The sequence below is a fragment of the Streptomyces beigongshangae genome (assembly GCF_019710745.1).
Lineage (GTDB): Bacteria > Actinomycetota > Actinomycetes > Streptomycetales > Streptomycetaceae > Streptomyces > Streptomyces beigongshangae.
In genome coordinates this window covers 132,122-146,410 of sequence record NZ_JAHKJW010000013.1, presented here as the reverse complement: position 1 = coordinate 146,410, position 14,289 = coordinate 132,122, and the positions used below count along the sequence as shown (strand labels likewise).

Here is a 14,289-nt window from a genome sequence, read left to right as displayed (position 1 = left end):
TGCCCCTCCTGCGCCCTACCGGGCCTACCGGGCCTACCGACGTACGTACAGGGGCTCGCCCGGTGGCGTCGCCCCGGCCGGCAGCAGTGCCAGGTCCAGGCCGCGCACCAGGCGGGCCCTCAGTGTCTCGTCGGCCGCCAGGTGCCGGGCGACGGCCCGGGCCGTCGCTGACGGGTCGGCGGACGGGTCCAGTACGAGGGCGAGGGTGCCGTCGGCCTGCCCGGGACCGAGGTGGGCGCGGAGCACCAGCGGCTCGGCGGCGACCGCGGCGCGCACCGCGGCCAGCACGGCGGGGTCGGCCAGCGGGTCCGTCGCCGTACGCCCCTCGGCGAGCGCCAGCAGGGCCGGGCCCGTCAGCTCGTACGCGACCGGTCCCGCCAGGTCGAGCACGACGGTGTCGGCCTTCTCGTGCGCGGCGGCCCGCAGGGCCTGGTGCAGGGGTACGGCGACGGGGCGGGCCTGCGGATCCCAGCGGGCCAGTGACCCGGTGGAGGTGAAAGCGGGCAGCGCGGTCCGGCCGCCGGCCTTGAGGGTGGGGACGGCCATGTCACTCGTCTTCTCACGGCGCAGCCCCTTCTCGTCCTCCTCCACCTCACCGAGCACGGCGACGACGGGCACGAGGAGCCGGGCGTCCTTGAGCGCCGCCAGGACGGGACCGTGCGCGGAGCGGTCCTCGGCCCAGGCCGCGAGCGCCGCGCTCAGCCGGGGGTCGGCGGAGCCGTCGTCGTCGGAGAAGCCGGGGTCGGGGATGTTCTTGTTCGCCACGGTCACCGACCCTATCGGTGCCGTACGGCGCGGGCGCACGGTGCCGGTGAACCCGTATCCTCCCGGGCGTCACCCGGAACGACGACGGAGGCGACGGTGGAGAGTGTGACAGCGGCCGGTGCCGCCCTTCCTTCCGCGGACCGGGACGCGCGGCTCGCCGAGGTGGTCGGGCGTCTCGACGTCGAGGCCGGGGCGCGGGTGTCGGTGGCGGTGCTGGACACGGGGTCCGGGGACGGCGCGGTGTTCGGGGACGGCGCGTTCGACACCGCGAGCGTCGTGAAGGTCGGCATCCTCGCCTCGCTGCTGCTGCGGGCGCAGGACGCCGGGCGTGAACTCACCGCGCAGGAGAGGGCGTACGCGGGCGCGATGATCCGCGAGAGCGACAACGCGTCCGCCACGGCGCTGTGGAGGGCGATCGGCGGGGCGCGGGGACTGGCCGAGGCCGGCGGACGTCTGGGGCTCACCGGCACCGAGGGCGGGGAGGGGCCGCTGTGGGGGCTGACCCGAACCACGGCAGCCGACCAGCTCGTCCTGCTGCGGCAGGTGTTCGGGGACGGCGACGACGCGGGGCCCCCGGAGCTCGACGCCGGCTCGCGGGAGTACCTGCGCGGGCTGATGGGGGACGTCGCCGAGGGGCAGGACTGGGGCGTGTCGGCGGCCGCGAGGCCCGTCGGCGCCGGGTTCGCCCTGAAGAACGGCTGGCTGCCGCGGAGCACGACCGGGCTGTGGGACATCAACAGCGTCGGGCGGGTCTTCGTGGACGGCCGCGCCTTCCTCGTGGCCGTGCTGTCCGACGGCAACTCCACCAAGGGGAAGGGGATTTCGCTGGTGGAGGCGGTCGCCCGGGCCGCCGTGTCCGTCCTGGCGGGGGACTGACGCGTGGGGCCGTGCCGATGCATGCCGTGCCGATGCCGTCCCGCCGCGGAGGTCCCGGTGGACTGTCGGGACGGCTGCTGGGCGGCTACGGGACGTCGGGGTGGCGGGGAGTCCTGCTGCCCCGCCAGAGGACGACCGCCACGACGATCAGGACTCCGCCGGCGCTGCCCGCCAGTGGGCCGGCCCAGGCGGTCGGGGACCGGTCGTCGCCGGCGGTGTCCGGGCCCTCGCCGAAGTACTTGCCGGAGTGGGCCGCCGCGGTCACGTCCTCGGGCTTCAGGCCGGCGGCCGCCCTGATGGCCGCCGCGGGGTCCACGAAACCGGCTCCCCGGGAGTCGTCACGGCCCCCGGCGGGGGCGTCGCGGGCCGTGTCCTCCAGGAGTTCCTTGATCTGCGCCGGGGACAGGCCCGGGCGGGCCGCCTTGACGAGGGCGACGGCACCGGAGACGAAGGCCGAGGCCGCGCTGGTGCCCCAGCCCTCGTAGTACTTCCGGTCGGGATCGGCGATGACGACGTCGACACCGGGGGCGCTGACCGTGGCGTACCAGCGGCGGGTGGAGAACGGGGCGCGCGTGCCGTAGCGGTCGACGGCGGTCACGGCGATCACGCCCGGGTAGGCCGCCGGGTACGAGATGTGGTCACCCCGCTCGCCGCCGTTCCCGGCCGAGGCGACGACGGCGGCGCCCTTCTCCAGGGCGTACTGGACGGCGGCGTCCTCCGATGCCTCCGGGTGGGCGGACTCGGAGTCGTCGCCGAGGGAGAGGTTGATGACGTCGGCACCCTGGTCGGCGGCCCAGCGGATGCCTTCGGCGAGGGCGTTGCCGCGGCTGTCACGGGCCTTGCCGCGGGCCGTGTCGCCGTCTTCGAGGATGACGCGGACGGGCAGGATCTTCGCCTCGGGGGCGATGCCCATGACGCCGTCGGCGTTGCCCGCGCCGTGTCCGTGGCCCGCGATGATGCCGGCCATCGCCGTGCCGTGCCGGGCCCAGGGGCGGTCGCCGCGTCCGGCGCCGAACCCGACCATGTCCCTGCCGGCGAGGACGTTGCCCGCGAGGTCGGGGTGCTCGTCGTCGACGCCCGTGTCCAGGACGGCGACGGTGATGCCCGCGCCCCTGGTCGTCCGCCATGCCTCCTGCGTGTGCATCGCGTCCAGGGCCCACTGCTTGGCACGGATGCCGTCGGCGTGCGCGGCGGTGGAGGGGAGGAGGGCGAGCCCGGCGGCCATGACGGCGACCAGGAGGCTTCTCCCCCGGGGTGCCCTGCGTGCCCTGCGGGTCATGACGGTTTCTCCGCGGCCGGGTCGACGGTCTTGCGGAGGCTCCGCTCGACGCGGTCGGCGAGGCCCTGCGCGTCGTGGCCGAGGCCGGCCTGGGCGGCGGGGGTGGTGGCGCCGGCCTTCATCGCGTCCTCGGCGGCCTGCGGTTCGGCGACGGCACGGCCGTCGGCGAAGCCGGAGACCGCGTACGCGACGACCGGGGCGTCGGTCAGCACCGACAGCGTCCACGAGGCGCGCTGGCCGTCCCCGAAGCGGGCCGCGACGGTGCCCTTCGCCGCGTACGGGCGGGGCATGAGGTCGCGCCGGCTGTCGAGGCCCTGCTCCTCGAACCGGCTGCGCAGTGCGGCCGTGGCGGCGGAGTCGGCCTTCGTGAACAGCAGCCCGACCGTGGTGACATGGCTGCGGGTCGCGTCCGTGTAGGTGGCGCGCAGGAGCCGCAGGCAGCCGGCGGGGGCGAGCGCCTCGCGCAGGAGCGGGTCGAAGGCGTCCCGGCAGCCGCTGTCGGGGGCGACGGCGACACGGGTCCACGCGCGGTCGGCGCCGCCGGGTCCGGCGCCCTCGCCCTCGACCGTGGGCGGGAAGAGCTCGTCGACGGGGACGGTGTGCCAAAGGTCGCCGGCCGCCCTGAACGCGTCCGGCGCCCCGGCTCCGCCCGCGCTGTCCCCGGTGAGCCGGCTGCCGGTCACGGCGCCGCCGATGAGCCCGAGTCCGAGCACCGTGCACGCCGCGGCGGCGACCACGGCGGAGCGTCGGCGGGGACCCGCGGAACGCGTGTGCGCGGTGTCGTGGTCGTGGGTGTCCGGCTCCGCGAGCGACACGAACGGCCGTCGCACCGGCTCCGGAGGTCCCTGGACGCGCCGGGCGGGAGCTGTGAAGGACTCGCCCGGGAAGGACTCGTCGGTGAACGACTCACCGGGACCGGCCGTGCTCCTGCCGAACCGTGCCGGTGCCTCGACGGGCGCACCGGTGCGCCGCGCGAAGGACTGGACGGTGCTGGGGCGGGGCGGTGCGGCGGGGCGTGCCGGGGCGGGCCGCACCTGCCCGTTCGCCGCCTGGCCGTTCGGCGTCCGGGGGGTCCTCGCGGCGGGGCGGGGCGGACCCGCGGGACGCGGCGGGGGGTCCTGCCGGGCCCCGCGTCCGGGGACGGCCCCCGTGCCCACTCCGGGGCCGTCCGTCCTGGGCGGCGGGACGGCGGCGTCCGGGGCGTCGGCCCACCCGGCGCCCCCCGCGGGAGCACGCGGCGCCGTCGCAGGGCGTGGCGGGACGGGCGTCCCGCCGGGCGGGGTGTCCGGGAAACGGGCCGAGGCCGCGGGCGGCGGAAACGTCTCGGCGCCCTGCCGGGGTCCCGGCGTACGCGGTCGGGGTGGCGTACCCGCCGGGCTCGTCCCGAACCAGGCATCCGCGGCACCGGACCGCGAGGCGGTGCCCCCGCGCTCGCGCCCGGACGGCACGGACGCCGTCCGCCCGTCACCGTCACCGTCCGCGCCCTCGCCTGTGCCCGCGGCTGCCGCGGATCCCCGGGAGGCGCCCCAGAACTTCGCGGATCCGGCCGGTCCGGCCGGTGCGGTCACTCCGGCCGGTGCGGTCGGTGCGGTCGGTCCGGCCGGTGCGGTCGGTCCGGCCGCCGACGGGACGGCGAGCCCGCCGGCCCCTTCGCCTTCGGCCGGATTCATGTCCTCACGGTCCACGTGCTCACGGTCCGCCCCCGGTCGCGGGCCGTCCCCCGCCCGCGGTCCCGGCGGCGTGGACGGGCGCGGAGGGAGGGAGGCGCGGCGCGCTTCCGTGCTCATGCACCCCCCGTTTCCTCGACCCCGGACGACCGACCCGCCGGGGGAACGCCTCCGGACAGGATCCGTTCCCCGCTTGCGTGCGCGTCACTCTACGGCTTGACGCCGTGCGCGGGGGAATCAGTCCGCGGGCCCGGGGCATCTGCCCGGAACGTCCCTCTACCCTGCGGTAATCCGGTCTGGCAGGCTTCGGGCATGACTGCCCACGCCGCGGACCGGGCCCGCTACGACCGGGCCACCGCACACCTGGAAGCACCCGTCGCGATCGTGGACCTGGATGCCTTCGACGCCAACGCGGACGATCTCGTGCGCAGGGCCGCGGGCAAGCCCGTGCGCGTCGCGAGCAAGTCGGTGCGCTGCCGTGCCCTGCTGGAGCGCGTGCTCACCCGTGAGGGTTTCGCCGGGCTCATGTCGTACACCCTCGCCGAGTCCCTGTGGCTGGCCCGCTCCGGCTTCGACGACGTACTGCTCGCCTATCCGTCGGCCGACCGGGCCGCGTACGCGGCGCTCGCCGCCGATCCCAAGCTCGCCGCCGCGGTGACCGTCATGGTCGACGACCCGGCGCAGCTGCGGCTGATCGACGACGCCAGGGACGGCGGACGCGAGGAGGTGCGCGTCTGCCTGGAGCTGGACACCTCGCTGAGGATGCTCGGCGGCCGGATCCGGATCGGCGCTCTCCGTTCGCCCCTGCACTCCGCCGCCCAGGCCGCCGAGATGGCCCGTACGATCGCCCGCCGGCCCGGTTTCCGGCTCGTCGGGATCATGGCGTACGAGGGGCACATCGCCGGGGTCGGCGACGCGGTGCGGGGGCGCCCGCTGCGGTCGCGCGCGATCCGGCTGATGCAGGCCACGGCCCGCAGGGAGCTGGCACAGCGCCGGGCGGACGTCGTACGGGCCGTCCGGGCCGTCGCGCCGGACCTGGAGTTCGTCAACGGCGGCGGCACGGGCAGTGTCCAGCACACCGCGGCCGAGGACTCGGTGACCGAGATCGCGGCCGGTTCGGGGCTGTACGTGCCGCGGCTCTTCGACGACTACACGTCGTTCAGCGGGCGTCCGGCCGCGCTCTTCGCGCAGCCCGTCGTACGCCGGCCGGGGGTGGGCGTGGTGACCGTCCTCGGCGGCGGCTACCCGGCCTCGGGCGCCCCGGGCGCCGACCGGCTGCCCGTGCCGTACCTGCCCGAGGGGCTGCGGTACGACGGCCGGGAGGGCGCCGGGGAGGTGCAGACACCGCTGCTCGGCCCGCCCGCGGACGATCTGCTGATCGGCGACAAGGTGTGGTTCCGGCACGCGAAGGCCGGGGAGCTGTGCGAGCGGTTCGACGCGCTGCACCTGGTGGCGGGCGACGCGGTGACGGAGACGGTGCCGACGTACCGCGGCGAGGGCCACACGTTCCTCTGACCCCCGGCCCCGGCCCCGGCTACCGGGTGGGACCGATGCCGCTGCCCACGCCCCCGCCGGTGTCCCGGTCGCCGACCGGCCGGATCCCCTCGGTGATCCGGTCCATGTCGGCGAGCGGCGGCCCCTCCTCGCCCGCGTCGAACACGTACCGCACCATGACCAGCGCCTCCGAGCCGGTGCTGGACGGGAACGCCGTCGACTGGACGTAGCCGCCGGGTCCCGCCCCGGTCCTGACGCGCCAGCGCACGAAGTACCCGGCGCGCCCGGCGACCGCGACCGGCCCCTGCTCCACCAGCCGGCGGGACGTGATCCCGTGGAAGGGGCGCCGGTCGAGCCTGTCGCGGTCGTACGCCAGGTCGGCCGCCTCGGAGATGTCGTCCCTGGCGAGCGCCTCGGGGGACTTCTCGTCGTTCGCGGTCACCGTGCGCGAGGCGACCGTGCCGTGACGGCAGAGGCCGTCGTCGCCGGGGCAGTCGTACGTCCCGGGGGTGGTCATCACGACGTCGGTGTCGGAGACGTTCCCGGGTCTCACCCAGCCGTCGGGGAGCGGCAGGGTGATGCCGTTGAGCTCGTCCACGACGACGGCGGGATCGTCGGCGGACGGTTCCGGCGCGGGCCCGGAGTGCGAGGACGGCGCGCCCGCCGGCGCGGAGACCGAAGGCGCCGGCGCGGTCCCCACCTCGGGCCCGCCGTCGCCGCCGCCGCTCAGGACGACGGCGCCGGTGACGATGGCGGCGACGAGGACGGCCGCCGCGGTGCTGAGGGCGACCGCCTTGGCGCGTCCGGTCGGACCGTCGCCCACGGGCCCGGACACCGTCTGCGGCGGCATCTGCGGCAGCGTCTGCGGCACTCCGGGTGTACCTGGCGTACCGGGCGTACGGCGGTGCTCGGTCCAGGCGGTCCCGTCCCACCGGCGCTCCGTGTACGGGGCGGAGGGGTCCCGGTACCAACCGGGCGGGGGCGTCATGCTCATCCCGGCACTCTAGGCGCCGCCCGGCGGGGCCACACGGGTCATCCGGGGACGGGGCCTGAACCCGTCCTAGAGCGGCGTGACGTAGGCCCCCGAGATCCCGCCGTCCACCAGGAAGTCCGTGGCGTTCACGAACGAGGAGTCGTCGCTGGCGAGGAAGGCGACGGCGGCGGCGATCTCGTCGGCCCGCGCGAACCGTCCGAGCGGGATGTGCACGAGGCGGCGCGCGGCGCGCTCGGGGTCCTTCGCGAACAGTTCCCGCAGGAGGGGGGTGTCGACCGGCCCGGGGCACAGGGCGTTGACCCGGATGCCCTCGCGGGCGAACTGCACGCCCAGCTCCCGGGACATGGCCAGCACGCCGCCCTTGGACGCGGTGTACGAGATCTGCGAGGTCGCGGCGCCCATCCGGGCCACGAAGGAGGCGGTGTTGATGATCGACCCCTTGCCCTGGCGCCGCATGTAGGGGATCGCGGCCTTGCAGCACAGGTAGACGGAGGTGAGGTTGACCTCCTGGACGCGCTTCCACGCCTCCAGGCCGGTGTCCAGGATCGAGTCGTCGTCGGGCGGCGATATGCCCGCGTTGTTGAAGGCGACGTCGACCGATCCGTAGGTGTCGTACGCGGCCCCGAAGAGCGCCTCGACCTGGTCGGCATCGGTGACGTCGACCTTGACGAAGATGCCTCCCGCCTCGGCGGCGGCGGCCTCGCCGCGGGCCTCGTCGACGTCGCCGCAGACGACGTGGGCGCCCTCGGAGGCGAGCCGGCGGGCGGTGGCGAGGCCGATACCGCTGCCGGCGCCGGTGACGACGGCGGTGCGGCCGACCAGGCGGCGGCAGGCGGGGGCGTCGGCGGTGTCGGCGGTGTCGGTCGGTGGTGTCACTGTGCGGGGCCCTCCGTGCTGATGAAGACGTTCTTGGTCTCGGTGAAGGCGGCCAGGGCGTCCGGGCCGAGTTCGCGGCCGATGCCGGACTGCTTGAAGCCGCCGAAGGGGGTCCAGTAGCGGACGCTGGAGTGGGAGTTGACGGACAGGTTCCCGGCCCGGACGGCGCCGGACACCCGCAGGGCGCGGCCCACGTCCCGGGTCCAGATCGAGCCGGACAGGCCGTACTCGGTGGCGTTGGCTAGGCGGACCGCGTCGGCCTCGTCGTCGAAGGGGAGGACCACGGCGACCGGCCCGAAGACCTCCTCGACGGCCACCCGTGCGTCGGGGTCGACCCCGGTCAGGACGGTGGGCGGGAACCAGAAGCCGGGACCTTCGGGAGCGGTGCCCCTGATGCCCGCGAGGCCGCCGGGAACGTACGACCGCACGCGGTCCAGCTGGGCCTGCGAGATGAGCGGGCCCATGGCGGTGCTCTCGTCGGACGGGTCGCCGACGACGACGGACTCGACCGCGGGGGCGAGGAGTTCGAGGAAGCGGTCGTACACCGGCCGCTGGACGAGGATGCGGGTGCGGGCGCAGCAGTCCTGGCCGGCGTTGTCGAGGAAGGACATGGGGGCGGCGGCCGCGGCGGCCCCGACGTCGGCGTCGGCGAAGACGATGTTGGGGCTCTTGCCGCCGAGTTCCAGGGTGACGCGCTTGACCAGGGCCGCGCCCTTGGCCAGTACCTGTCTGCCCACGGCCGCCGACCCCGTGAAGACGATCTTCGCGACGCCGGGGTGCTCGACCAGCGCGTTGCCCGTGACGGGGCCCGCGCCCGGCAGCACCTGGAAGAGGTGTTCGGGAAGGCCCGCCAGCAGGGCCAGCTCGGCCAGCCGCAGCGCCGTCAGCGGGGTCGTCTCGGCCGGCTTCAGGAGGACGGCGTTGCCCGCCGCGAGCGCGGGGGCCGTGCCCCAGGCCGCGATCGGCATCGGGAAGTTCCAGGGCGCGATGACGCCGACCACGCCCAGCGGTTCGAGGATCGTGACGTCGAGGCCGCCCGGCACCGGGATCTGGCGTCCGGTGAGCCGCTCCACTCCCCCGGCCGCGTAGTCGAGCAGATCACGGACGTTGCCCGCCTCCCAGCGGGCGTTGCCGACGGTGTGCCCGGCCTCGCGGACCTCCAGCCGGGCCAGCTCCTCGCGGTGCTCGTCGACGACGACGGCGAACCGGCGCAGCAGTCGTGCCCGCTCCCCCGGGGCGAGCGCGGCCCAGCGGACCTGGGCCTTCGCGGCCCGCGCCACGGCCGCGTCCACATCCGCCGTGCCGGTCCCCGCCACGGTGGCGACGACTCCCCCGGTGGCCGGATCGAGCACCCGGAGCTCGTGCTCGTCGGTCCCGTGCCCCCTGTGTGACGTGTGCGACAACGAAGAACCCCTCACATGCGTTCGAAGGAGCGGCGCAGCTCCCAGTCGGTCACCGCGGCGTCGAAGGCGTCCAGCTCCACGCGCGCCATGTTGCGGTAGTGCGCGACCACCTCGTCACCGAAGGCGGACCGGGCGATGGCGCTGTTCTCCCAGAGCTCGGCCGCCTCGCGCAGGGTGGTGGGCACGTGCTCGTACCCGGCGCTGTAGGCGTTTCCGGTGCACGCCTCGGGCAGCTCCAGCTTCTGCTCGATGCCGTACAGCCCCGCCGCGACCAGACCGGCGACCGCCAGGTGCGGATTCACGTCCCCGCCCGGCAGCCGGTTCTCGAAGCGCATCGAGCGGCCGTGGCCGACGACACGCAGCGCGCAGGTGCGGTTGTCGCGCCCCCAGGCGACGGCCGTCGGCGCGAACGAGCCCGGCTGGAACCTCTTGTAGGAGTTGATGTTGGGCGCGTACAGGAGGGAGAAGTCCCGCAGGGCGGCGAGCTGCCCCGCGAGGAAGTACCGCATCACCGGCGACATGCCGTCCTCGGCGTCACCGGCCATCGCGTTCGTGCCGTCGGCGTCGGCGAGCGAGAGGTGGATGTGACAGGAGTTGCCCTCGCGCTCGTTGTACTTGGCCATGAAGGTGAGCGAGACACCCTCCTGGGAGGCGATCTCCTTGGCCCCGGTCTTGTAGACGGCGTGCTGGTCGCAGGTGACCAGGGCGTCGTCGTACTTGAACACGATCTCGTGCTGCCCGGGGTTGCACTCGCCCTTGGCGGACTCCACGGTCAGCCCGGCCGCCGTCATCTCGTTGCGGATCCTGCGCAGCAGGGGCTCGATGCGTCCGGTCCCGAGCACGGAGTAGTCGATGTTGTACTGGTTGGCGGGCGTCAGCCCCCGGTAGCCGGCGTCCCACGCCCGCTCGTACGTGTCCCTGAAGACGATGAACTCCAGCTCGGTCCCGACCCGGGCGGTGAAGCCGTGGTCGGCGAGCCGCTCCAGCTGCCGGCGCAGGATCTGGCGGGGCGCGGCCACGACGGGCGAGCCGTCCTCCCAGGCGAGGTCGGCGACGAGCATCGCCGTGCCGGCGTTCCACGGCACCCGGCGCAGCGTGGCGGTGTCCGGCAGCATCGCGAAGTCGCCGTACCCCCGCTCCCAGGACGACATCTCGTACCCCTCGACCGTGTTCATGTCGGTGTCGACCGCGAGGAGGTAGTTGCAGCCCTCCGAGCCGTGCTCCAGGACCTCGTCGAGGAAGAAGCGCGCGGCGAACCGCTTGCCCTGCAGCCGTCCCTGCATGTCCGGGAAGGCCAGGACGACCGTGTCGATCTCACCGCCCGCCACCAGGGCGTGCAGTTCCTCGACGGAGAGCGGGGGTGTGCGGTCTGCCACGGGAAAGGTCTCCTTCGGTCCGCCGGGAGCCATAAGGTATTGCGGAGGACCATTGCTTGGGAAGGGGGCGCGGTCGGATGGCGCAGCACGGTCCGCACGGTCCGGACGGCCGGCTGGCAGCGGTCCTGCGGCCGGTGCGCGCGGGCAACGGCTTCGAGGAGGCCCTGGAGCAGATCCTCCAGGTCGTGCGGCTCGGCCTGGTCCCCGGCGGCGAACGGCTGCCCCCCGAAAGGGAGTTGGCGCGGCGGCTCGGGATCAGCCGGGTGACGCTGCGCGAGGTCCTGAAGGTCCTCCAGGACCAAGGGCTCGTCGAGTCCCGGCGCGGCCGGTACGGCGGCACGTTCGTACGGGCCCGTTCCGGGGCGGCCGGCGAGGCCGAACTTCGCCGGCGCGTCGAGATCGAGCGGGTCGACATCGAGGACGTCCTGCGCTTCCGGGAGGTGCTGGAGGTCGGCGCCGCCGAACTGTGCGCGACCCACGGCCTCTCCGCCCGGCAGGCCGGACTGCTGCGCACGGCGCTGGCCCGCACGCAGGACGCCCCGCTGACGGAGTACCGCCGCCTCGACACCCTCCTCCACCTGACCCTCGCCGACCTGTGCGGCTCGCCGACCCTCGCCGGCCGGTACGCGGCCGTCCGCTCGACGGTGAACGACCTCCTCGACTGCATCCCCCTGCTGGTGCGGAACCTGGAGCACTCCCAGCGCCAGCACGCGGCACTGGTCGGTGCGGTGCTGGCCGGGGACGCGGACGGGGCGCGCCGGGCGATGCGGGAGCACTGCGCGGGCACGGCGTCGCTGCTGCGCGGCTTCCTGACCTGAAGACATGTACCCGGCCCATCGACGAACACGGAAAGCACGGAATGGCGACCAAACCACTGATAGGCGTCAGCACGTACCTGGAGACCGCGCGGTGGGGGGTGTGGGAGCTGGAGGCCGCGCTGCTGCCGGCCGGTTATCCGCGGCTGGTCCAGGCGGCGGGGGGCCTGGCCGTGATGCTCCCGCCGGACGACCCGGCGTACGCGGCGGGGGCCGTGGCCCGGCTCGACGGTCTGGTGATCGCGGGCGGCCCCGACGTGGACCCGTCCCGGTACGGGGCCGAGCGCGACCCGCGCTGCGGACCGGAGGCCCGTGCCCGGGACGGCTGGGAGCTCGCGCTGATCGGGGCCGCGCTGGCCTCCGGGACGCCGCTGCTCGGCATCTGCCGGGGGATGCAGCTGCTGAACGTCGCGCTCGGCGGGACGCTCGTGCAGCACGTCGAAGGACACGTCGGGGCGGTGGGGGTGTTCGGACGGCACACGGTGAAACCGGTGCCGGGGTCGCTGTACGCGGAGCTGGTCGACGAGGAGGTGCTCGTGCCGACGTACCACCACCAGGCGGTGGACCGGCTGGGGTCGGGGCTCACGGCGAGCGCGTTCGCGGCGGACGGGACGGTGGAGGCGGTCGAACTCCCCGGGCCCCGGTGGGCCCTGGGGGTCCAGTGGCATCCGGAGATGGGGGCGGACGTGTGTGTGATGGAGGGTCTGGTGAGGGCGTCGTCCTGACGCGTCTCCTGGTGAGCTGCGGGTCCCTCCCGGCTGGTCGCGCAGTTCCCCGCGCCCCTGGGTGAGTCCCGGCCGGGCGGGGTTCTCGGGCGACCGGCAACCCCCGCCCCCGCCCACCCGCAGACAAAAGCTAGGCCCTCGTCAACGCCAGAAGATCCCGCGCCGGCCCCGCCGGCCGGTGCCCCGTCGGCCACACCGCCCGCAGGTCCCTGCCCAGCCGTACCCCCTCCACCGGAATCGCCACCAGCCGCCGGGCCGACAGCTCCTCCCCGAGCGCCAGCTCGCTCAGCACCGCGGGCCCGGCCCCCGACGCCGCGGACGCCTTGACCGCGGTCGTGGAGGACAGCTCGATCAGCGGCCGCGCCGGCCCCCCGAGCGCCGCGTCCAGCACCTGCCGCGTCCCCGACCCCTTCTCCCGCAGGATCAGCGGCGTCGCCGCCAGCTCCCCCGCGTCCAGCGCCCGGCTCCGCCGCGCCCACGCGTGCCCGGGCGCGGTCACCACGATCAGCCGGTCGTGCGCGATCACCACGGAGTCGAGGCCGCCCGCCACGGACACCCCCTCCACGAACCCGAGGTCCGCCTCGCCCGACAGCACCCGCTCGGCCACCACCGTCGAGTTCCCCGCGAGCAGCGACACCGCCGTGTCCGGCCGCTGCCCGCGCAGCGCGATCAGCCAGCCCGGCAGCAGGTACTCGGCGATCGTCATGCTCGCGGCGACCCGCAGCCGCGAGTCGCGCCGGTCCCGCAACGCCTGCGCCCCCGCGTCGAACGCCTCCGCCGCCTCCACCACCCGCCGGGCCCAGTCCGTGACCAGCGCGCCCGCGTCGGTGAGCCGCGACCCCCTGGGCGACCGGTCCACCAGCGCGACCCCCAGCTGCCGTTCCATGGACCGGATCCGGCTGCTGGCGGCGGGCTGGGTGATCCCCAGCTCCCGGGCGGCCCGCCCCAGGCTCCCGAGCCGCGCCACGGCCAGCAGCAGTTCCAGCGCACCCAGCTCGGGCACCCGGTGCGCCAGCCCTCCGCCCGGCACCGGCACCGGCCCCGCTCCGCGAACCCCCCGGTCACGCGGGGCACGCGCTCCGTCGTCCCAACCCATAAATCCACCTTATGCCCCAACGGACCGGCACTCCCCGGTGCCGCGCACACGGCCCGCCCGCGAGGGCACAGGCGCAGGCGCGGGGCACCTCAGCGGCCGGGGTCGTCCACCGCCTCGACATGGTCCGCGACCGCGACGAGCAGGACGCGGGTGTCCTCCTCGGTGGCCCGCCACCGGTGGCGCACCCCGCCGGTCAGGTACAGGGTGTCGCCGCGGCCCAGGCGGTACGCGCGGCCCTCCGCCTCGACCTCGACGACGCCGTCGGCCACGTACATCAGCTCGTCGTTGCGGTGCTGGAACTCGCGGCCGGCGTCCTGGTCGCCGGAGAACTCCATGGCGTGCAACTGGTGGTGTCCGCGCACCAGGGGGCGCACCCGGGGCTCGTGGGTGAACTCGGAGTCGTCGGCGCGCACCACGTCGACACTGCGCGCCGGGTCGGCGGCGGCCAGCAGCTCCACCCGGGTCGTACCGAGGGCGTCGGCCATGCGTTCGAGGGAGCGGGTGCTGGGCCGGGCCCGCTCGTTCTCGACCTGGCTGAGGAACGGCACCGACAGACCGCTGCGCTCGGCGACGACGGCGAGGGTGAGCTCCAGTGACCGGCGTCGCCGCCTGACGGCCGCGCCCACTCGAAGGGTCTCTTTGTTGTCGTCCATCGCTTCGGCTCCCCCCTGGTGCGTCGTCGGTGCATGCGATGCGGCGGCGCGGTCCCTCCGCGCCCCGTGCACCTGTACATACATACGCACAGGTGCACGCCCGTGTCCCGCGGGTTCCTGATGTGTTGTCTGCACCCTACGGGTGTTCGGCAAACCGTTTCATGCGCCCGCCGCATCCCCTTCGAGATCACATCCCGGTGAACTCCGCCGCACCGGCCCGGGTACGCCGTGAGGGGTGGCCGGCGCCGTACGGCGCCGGCCACCCCTCAC

General features: G+C 75.1%; 13 protein-coding genes. 4 read left to right on the top strand and 9 right to left on the bottom strand.

Annotated features, from left to right (window positions below; all coding sequences use genetic code 11):
• Positions 1–33 precede the first annotated feature (33 nt).
• Complete coding sequence (locus tag KM933_RS12945) at positions 34–765, bottom strand: SseB family protein (RefSeq protein WP_221351475.1); 732 nt, start codon at positions 763–765, stop codon at positions 34–36.
• A gap of 96 nt (positions 766–861) precedes the next feature.
• On the opposite strand from KM933_RS12945, the gene KM933_RS12940 reads away from it, so the two are divergent.
• Positions 862–1,641 carry a serine hydrolase gene (locus KM933_RS12940; RefSeq protein ID WP_308013364.1) on the top strand — a complete coding sequence of 260 codons (780 nt, stop codon included), beginning with the start codon at positions 862–864 and terminating at the stop codon, positions 1,639–1,641.
• A gap of 85 nt (positions 1,642–1,726) precedes the next feature.
• On the opposite strand, the gene mycP is transcribed toward KM933_RS12940, so the two are convergent.
• Together mycP and KM933_RS39260 are read right to left on the bottom strand one after the other, a co-directional pair.
• Complete coding sequence (mycP, locus tag KM933_RS12935; protein ID WP_221351472.1) at positions 1,727–2,920, bottom strand: type VII secretion-associated serine protease mycosin; 1,194 nt, start codon at positions 2,918–2,920, stop codon at positions 1,727–1,729.
• Positions 2,917–4,590: a hypothetical protein gene (locus KM933_RS39260; RefSeq protein ID WP_260333447.1), complete on the bottom strand. Its 1,674-nt coding sequence runs from the start codon at positions 4,588–4,590 to the stop codon at positions 2,917–2,919. Before KM933_RS39260 ends, mycP begins: the two co-directional genes overlap by 4 nt.
• 309 nt (positions 4,591–4,899) lie before the next feature.
• Between KM933_RS39260 and KM933_RS12925 the strand changes: the two genes are divergently transcribed.
• A complete protein-coding gene (locus KM933_RS12925) occupies positions 4,900–6,102 on the top strand; it encodes an amino acid deaminase/aldolase (RefSeq protein ID WP_221351470.1) in 1,203 nt (400 codons plus the stop codon).
• A 19-nt stretch (positions 6,103–6,121) separates the two neighbouring features.
• Here KM933_RS12925 and KM933_RS12920 read toward each other — a convergent pair whose 3' ends face one another.
• From KM933_RS12920 to KM933_RS12905, 4 genes are all read right to left on the bottom strand, one after another.
• Positions 6,122–7,069, bottom strand: a complete 948-nt coding sequence (locus tag KM933_RS12920) for a DUF2510 domain-containing protein (RefSeq protein ID WP_221351566.1) — start codon at positions 7,067–7,069, stop codon at positions 6,122–6,124.
• Between the two features lie 72 nt (positions 7,070–7,141).
• A complete protein-coding gene (locus KM933_RS12915; protein ID WP_221351468.1) occupies positions 7,142–7,951 on the bottom strand; it encodes a 3-oxoacyl-ACP reductase in 810 nt (269 codons plus the stop codon).
• Positions 7,948–9,354 (bottom strand): aldehyde dehydrogenase family protein, encoded by a 1,407-nt coding sequence (locus KM933_RS12910; protein ID WP_260333446.1) that lies wholly within the window; start codon positions 9,352–9,354, stop codon positions 7,948–7,950. The genes KM933_RS12915 and KM933_RS12910 overlap by 4 nt, the downstream gene beginning before the upstream one ends.
• Before the next feature lie 11 nt (positions 9,355–9,365).
• On the bottom strand, positions 9,366–10,730 hold the full coding sequence (locus KM933_RS12905; RefSeq protein ID WP_221351466.1) for a glutamine synthetase family protein: 1,365 nt from the start codon (positions 10,728–10,730) through the stop codon (positions 9,366–9,368).
• Positions 10,731–10,807: 77 nt separating this feature from the next.
• On the opposite strand from KM933_RS12905, the gene KM933_RS12900 reads away from it, so the two are divergent.
• Both KM933_RS12900 and KM933_RS12895 read left to right on the top strand, forming a co-directional pair.
• Complete coding sequence (locus tag KM933_RS12900) at positions 10,808–11,548, top strand: FadR/GntR family transcriptional regulator (protein ID WP_221351464.1); 741 nt, start codon at positions 10,808–10,810, stop codon at positions 11,546–11,548.
• A gap of 41 nt (positions 11,549–11,589) precedes the next feature.
• Entirely contained in the window at positions 11,590–12,270 is a 681-nt protein-coding gene (locus tag KM933_RS12895; RefSeq protein ID WP_221351462.1) for a gamma-glutamyl-gamma-aminobutyrate hydrolase family protein, read from the top strand.
• 130 nt (positions 12,271–12,400) lie between these two features.
• Here KM933_RS12895 and KM933_RS12890 read toward each other — a convergent pair whose 3' ends face one another.
• Together KM933_RS12890 and KM933_RS12885 are read right to left on the bottom strand one after the other, a co-directional pair.
• Positions 12,401–13,366 (bottom strand): LysR family transcriptional regulator, encoded by a 966-nt coding sequence (locus tag KM933_RS12890; RefSeq protein ID WP_430727302.1) that lies wholly within the window; start codon positions 13,364–13,366, stop codon positions 12,401–12,403.
• Between the two features lie 89 nt (positions 13,367–13,455).
• A complete protein-coding gene (locus tag KM933_RS12885; RefSeq protein ID WP_221351458.1) occupies positions 13,456–14,019 on the bottom strand; it encodes a helix-turn-helix domain-containing protein in 564 nt (187 codons plus the stop codon).
• Positions 14,020–14,289 lie beyond the last annotated feature (270 nt).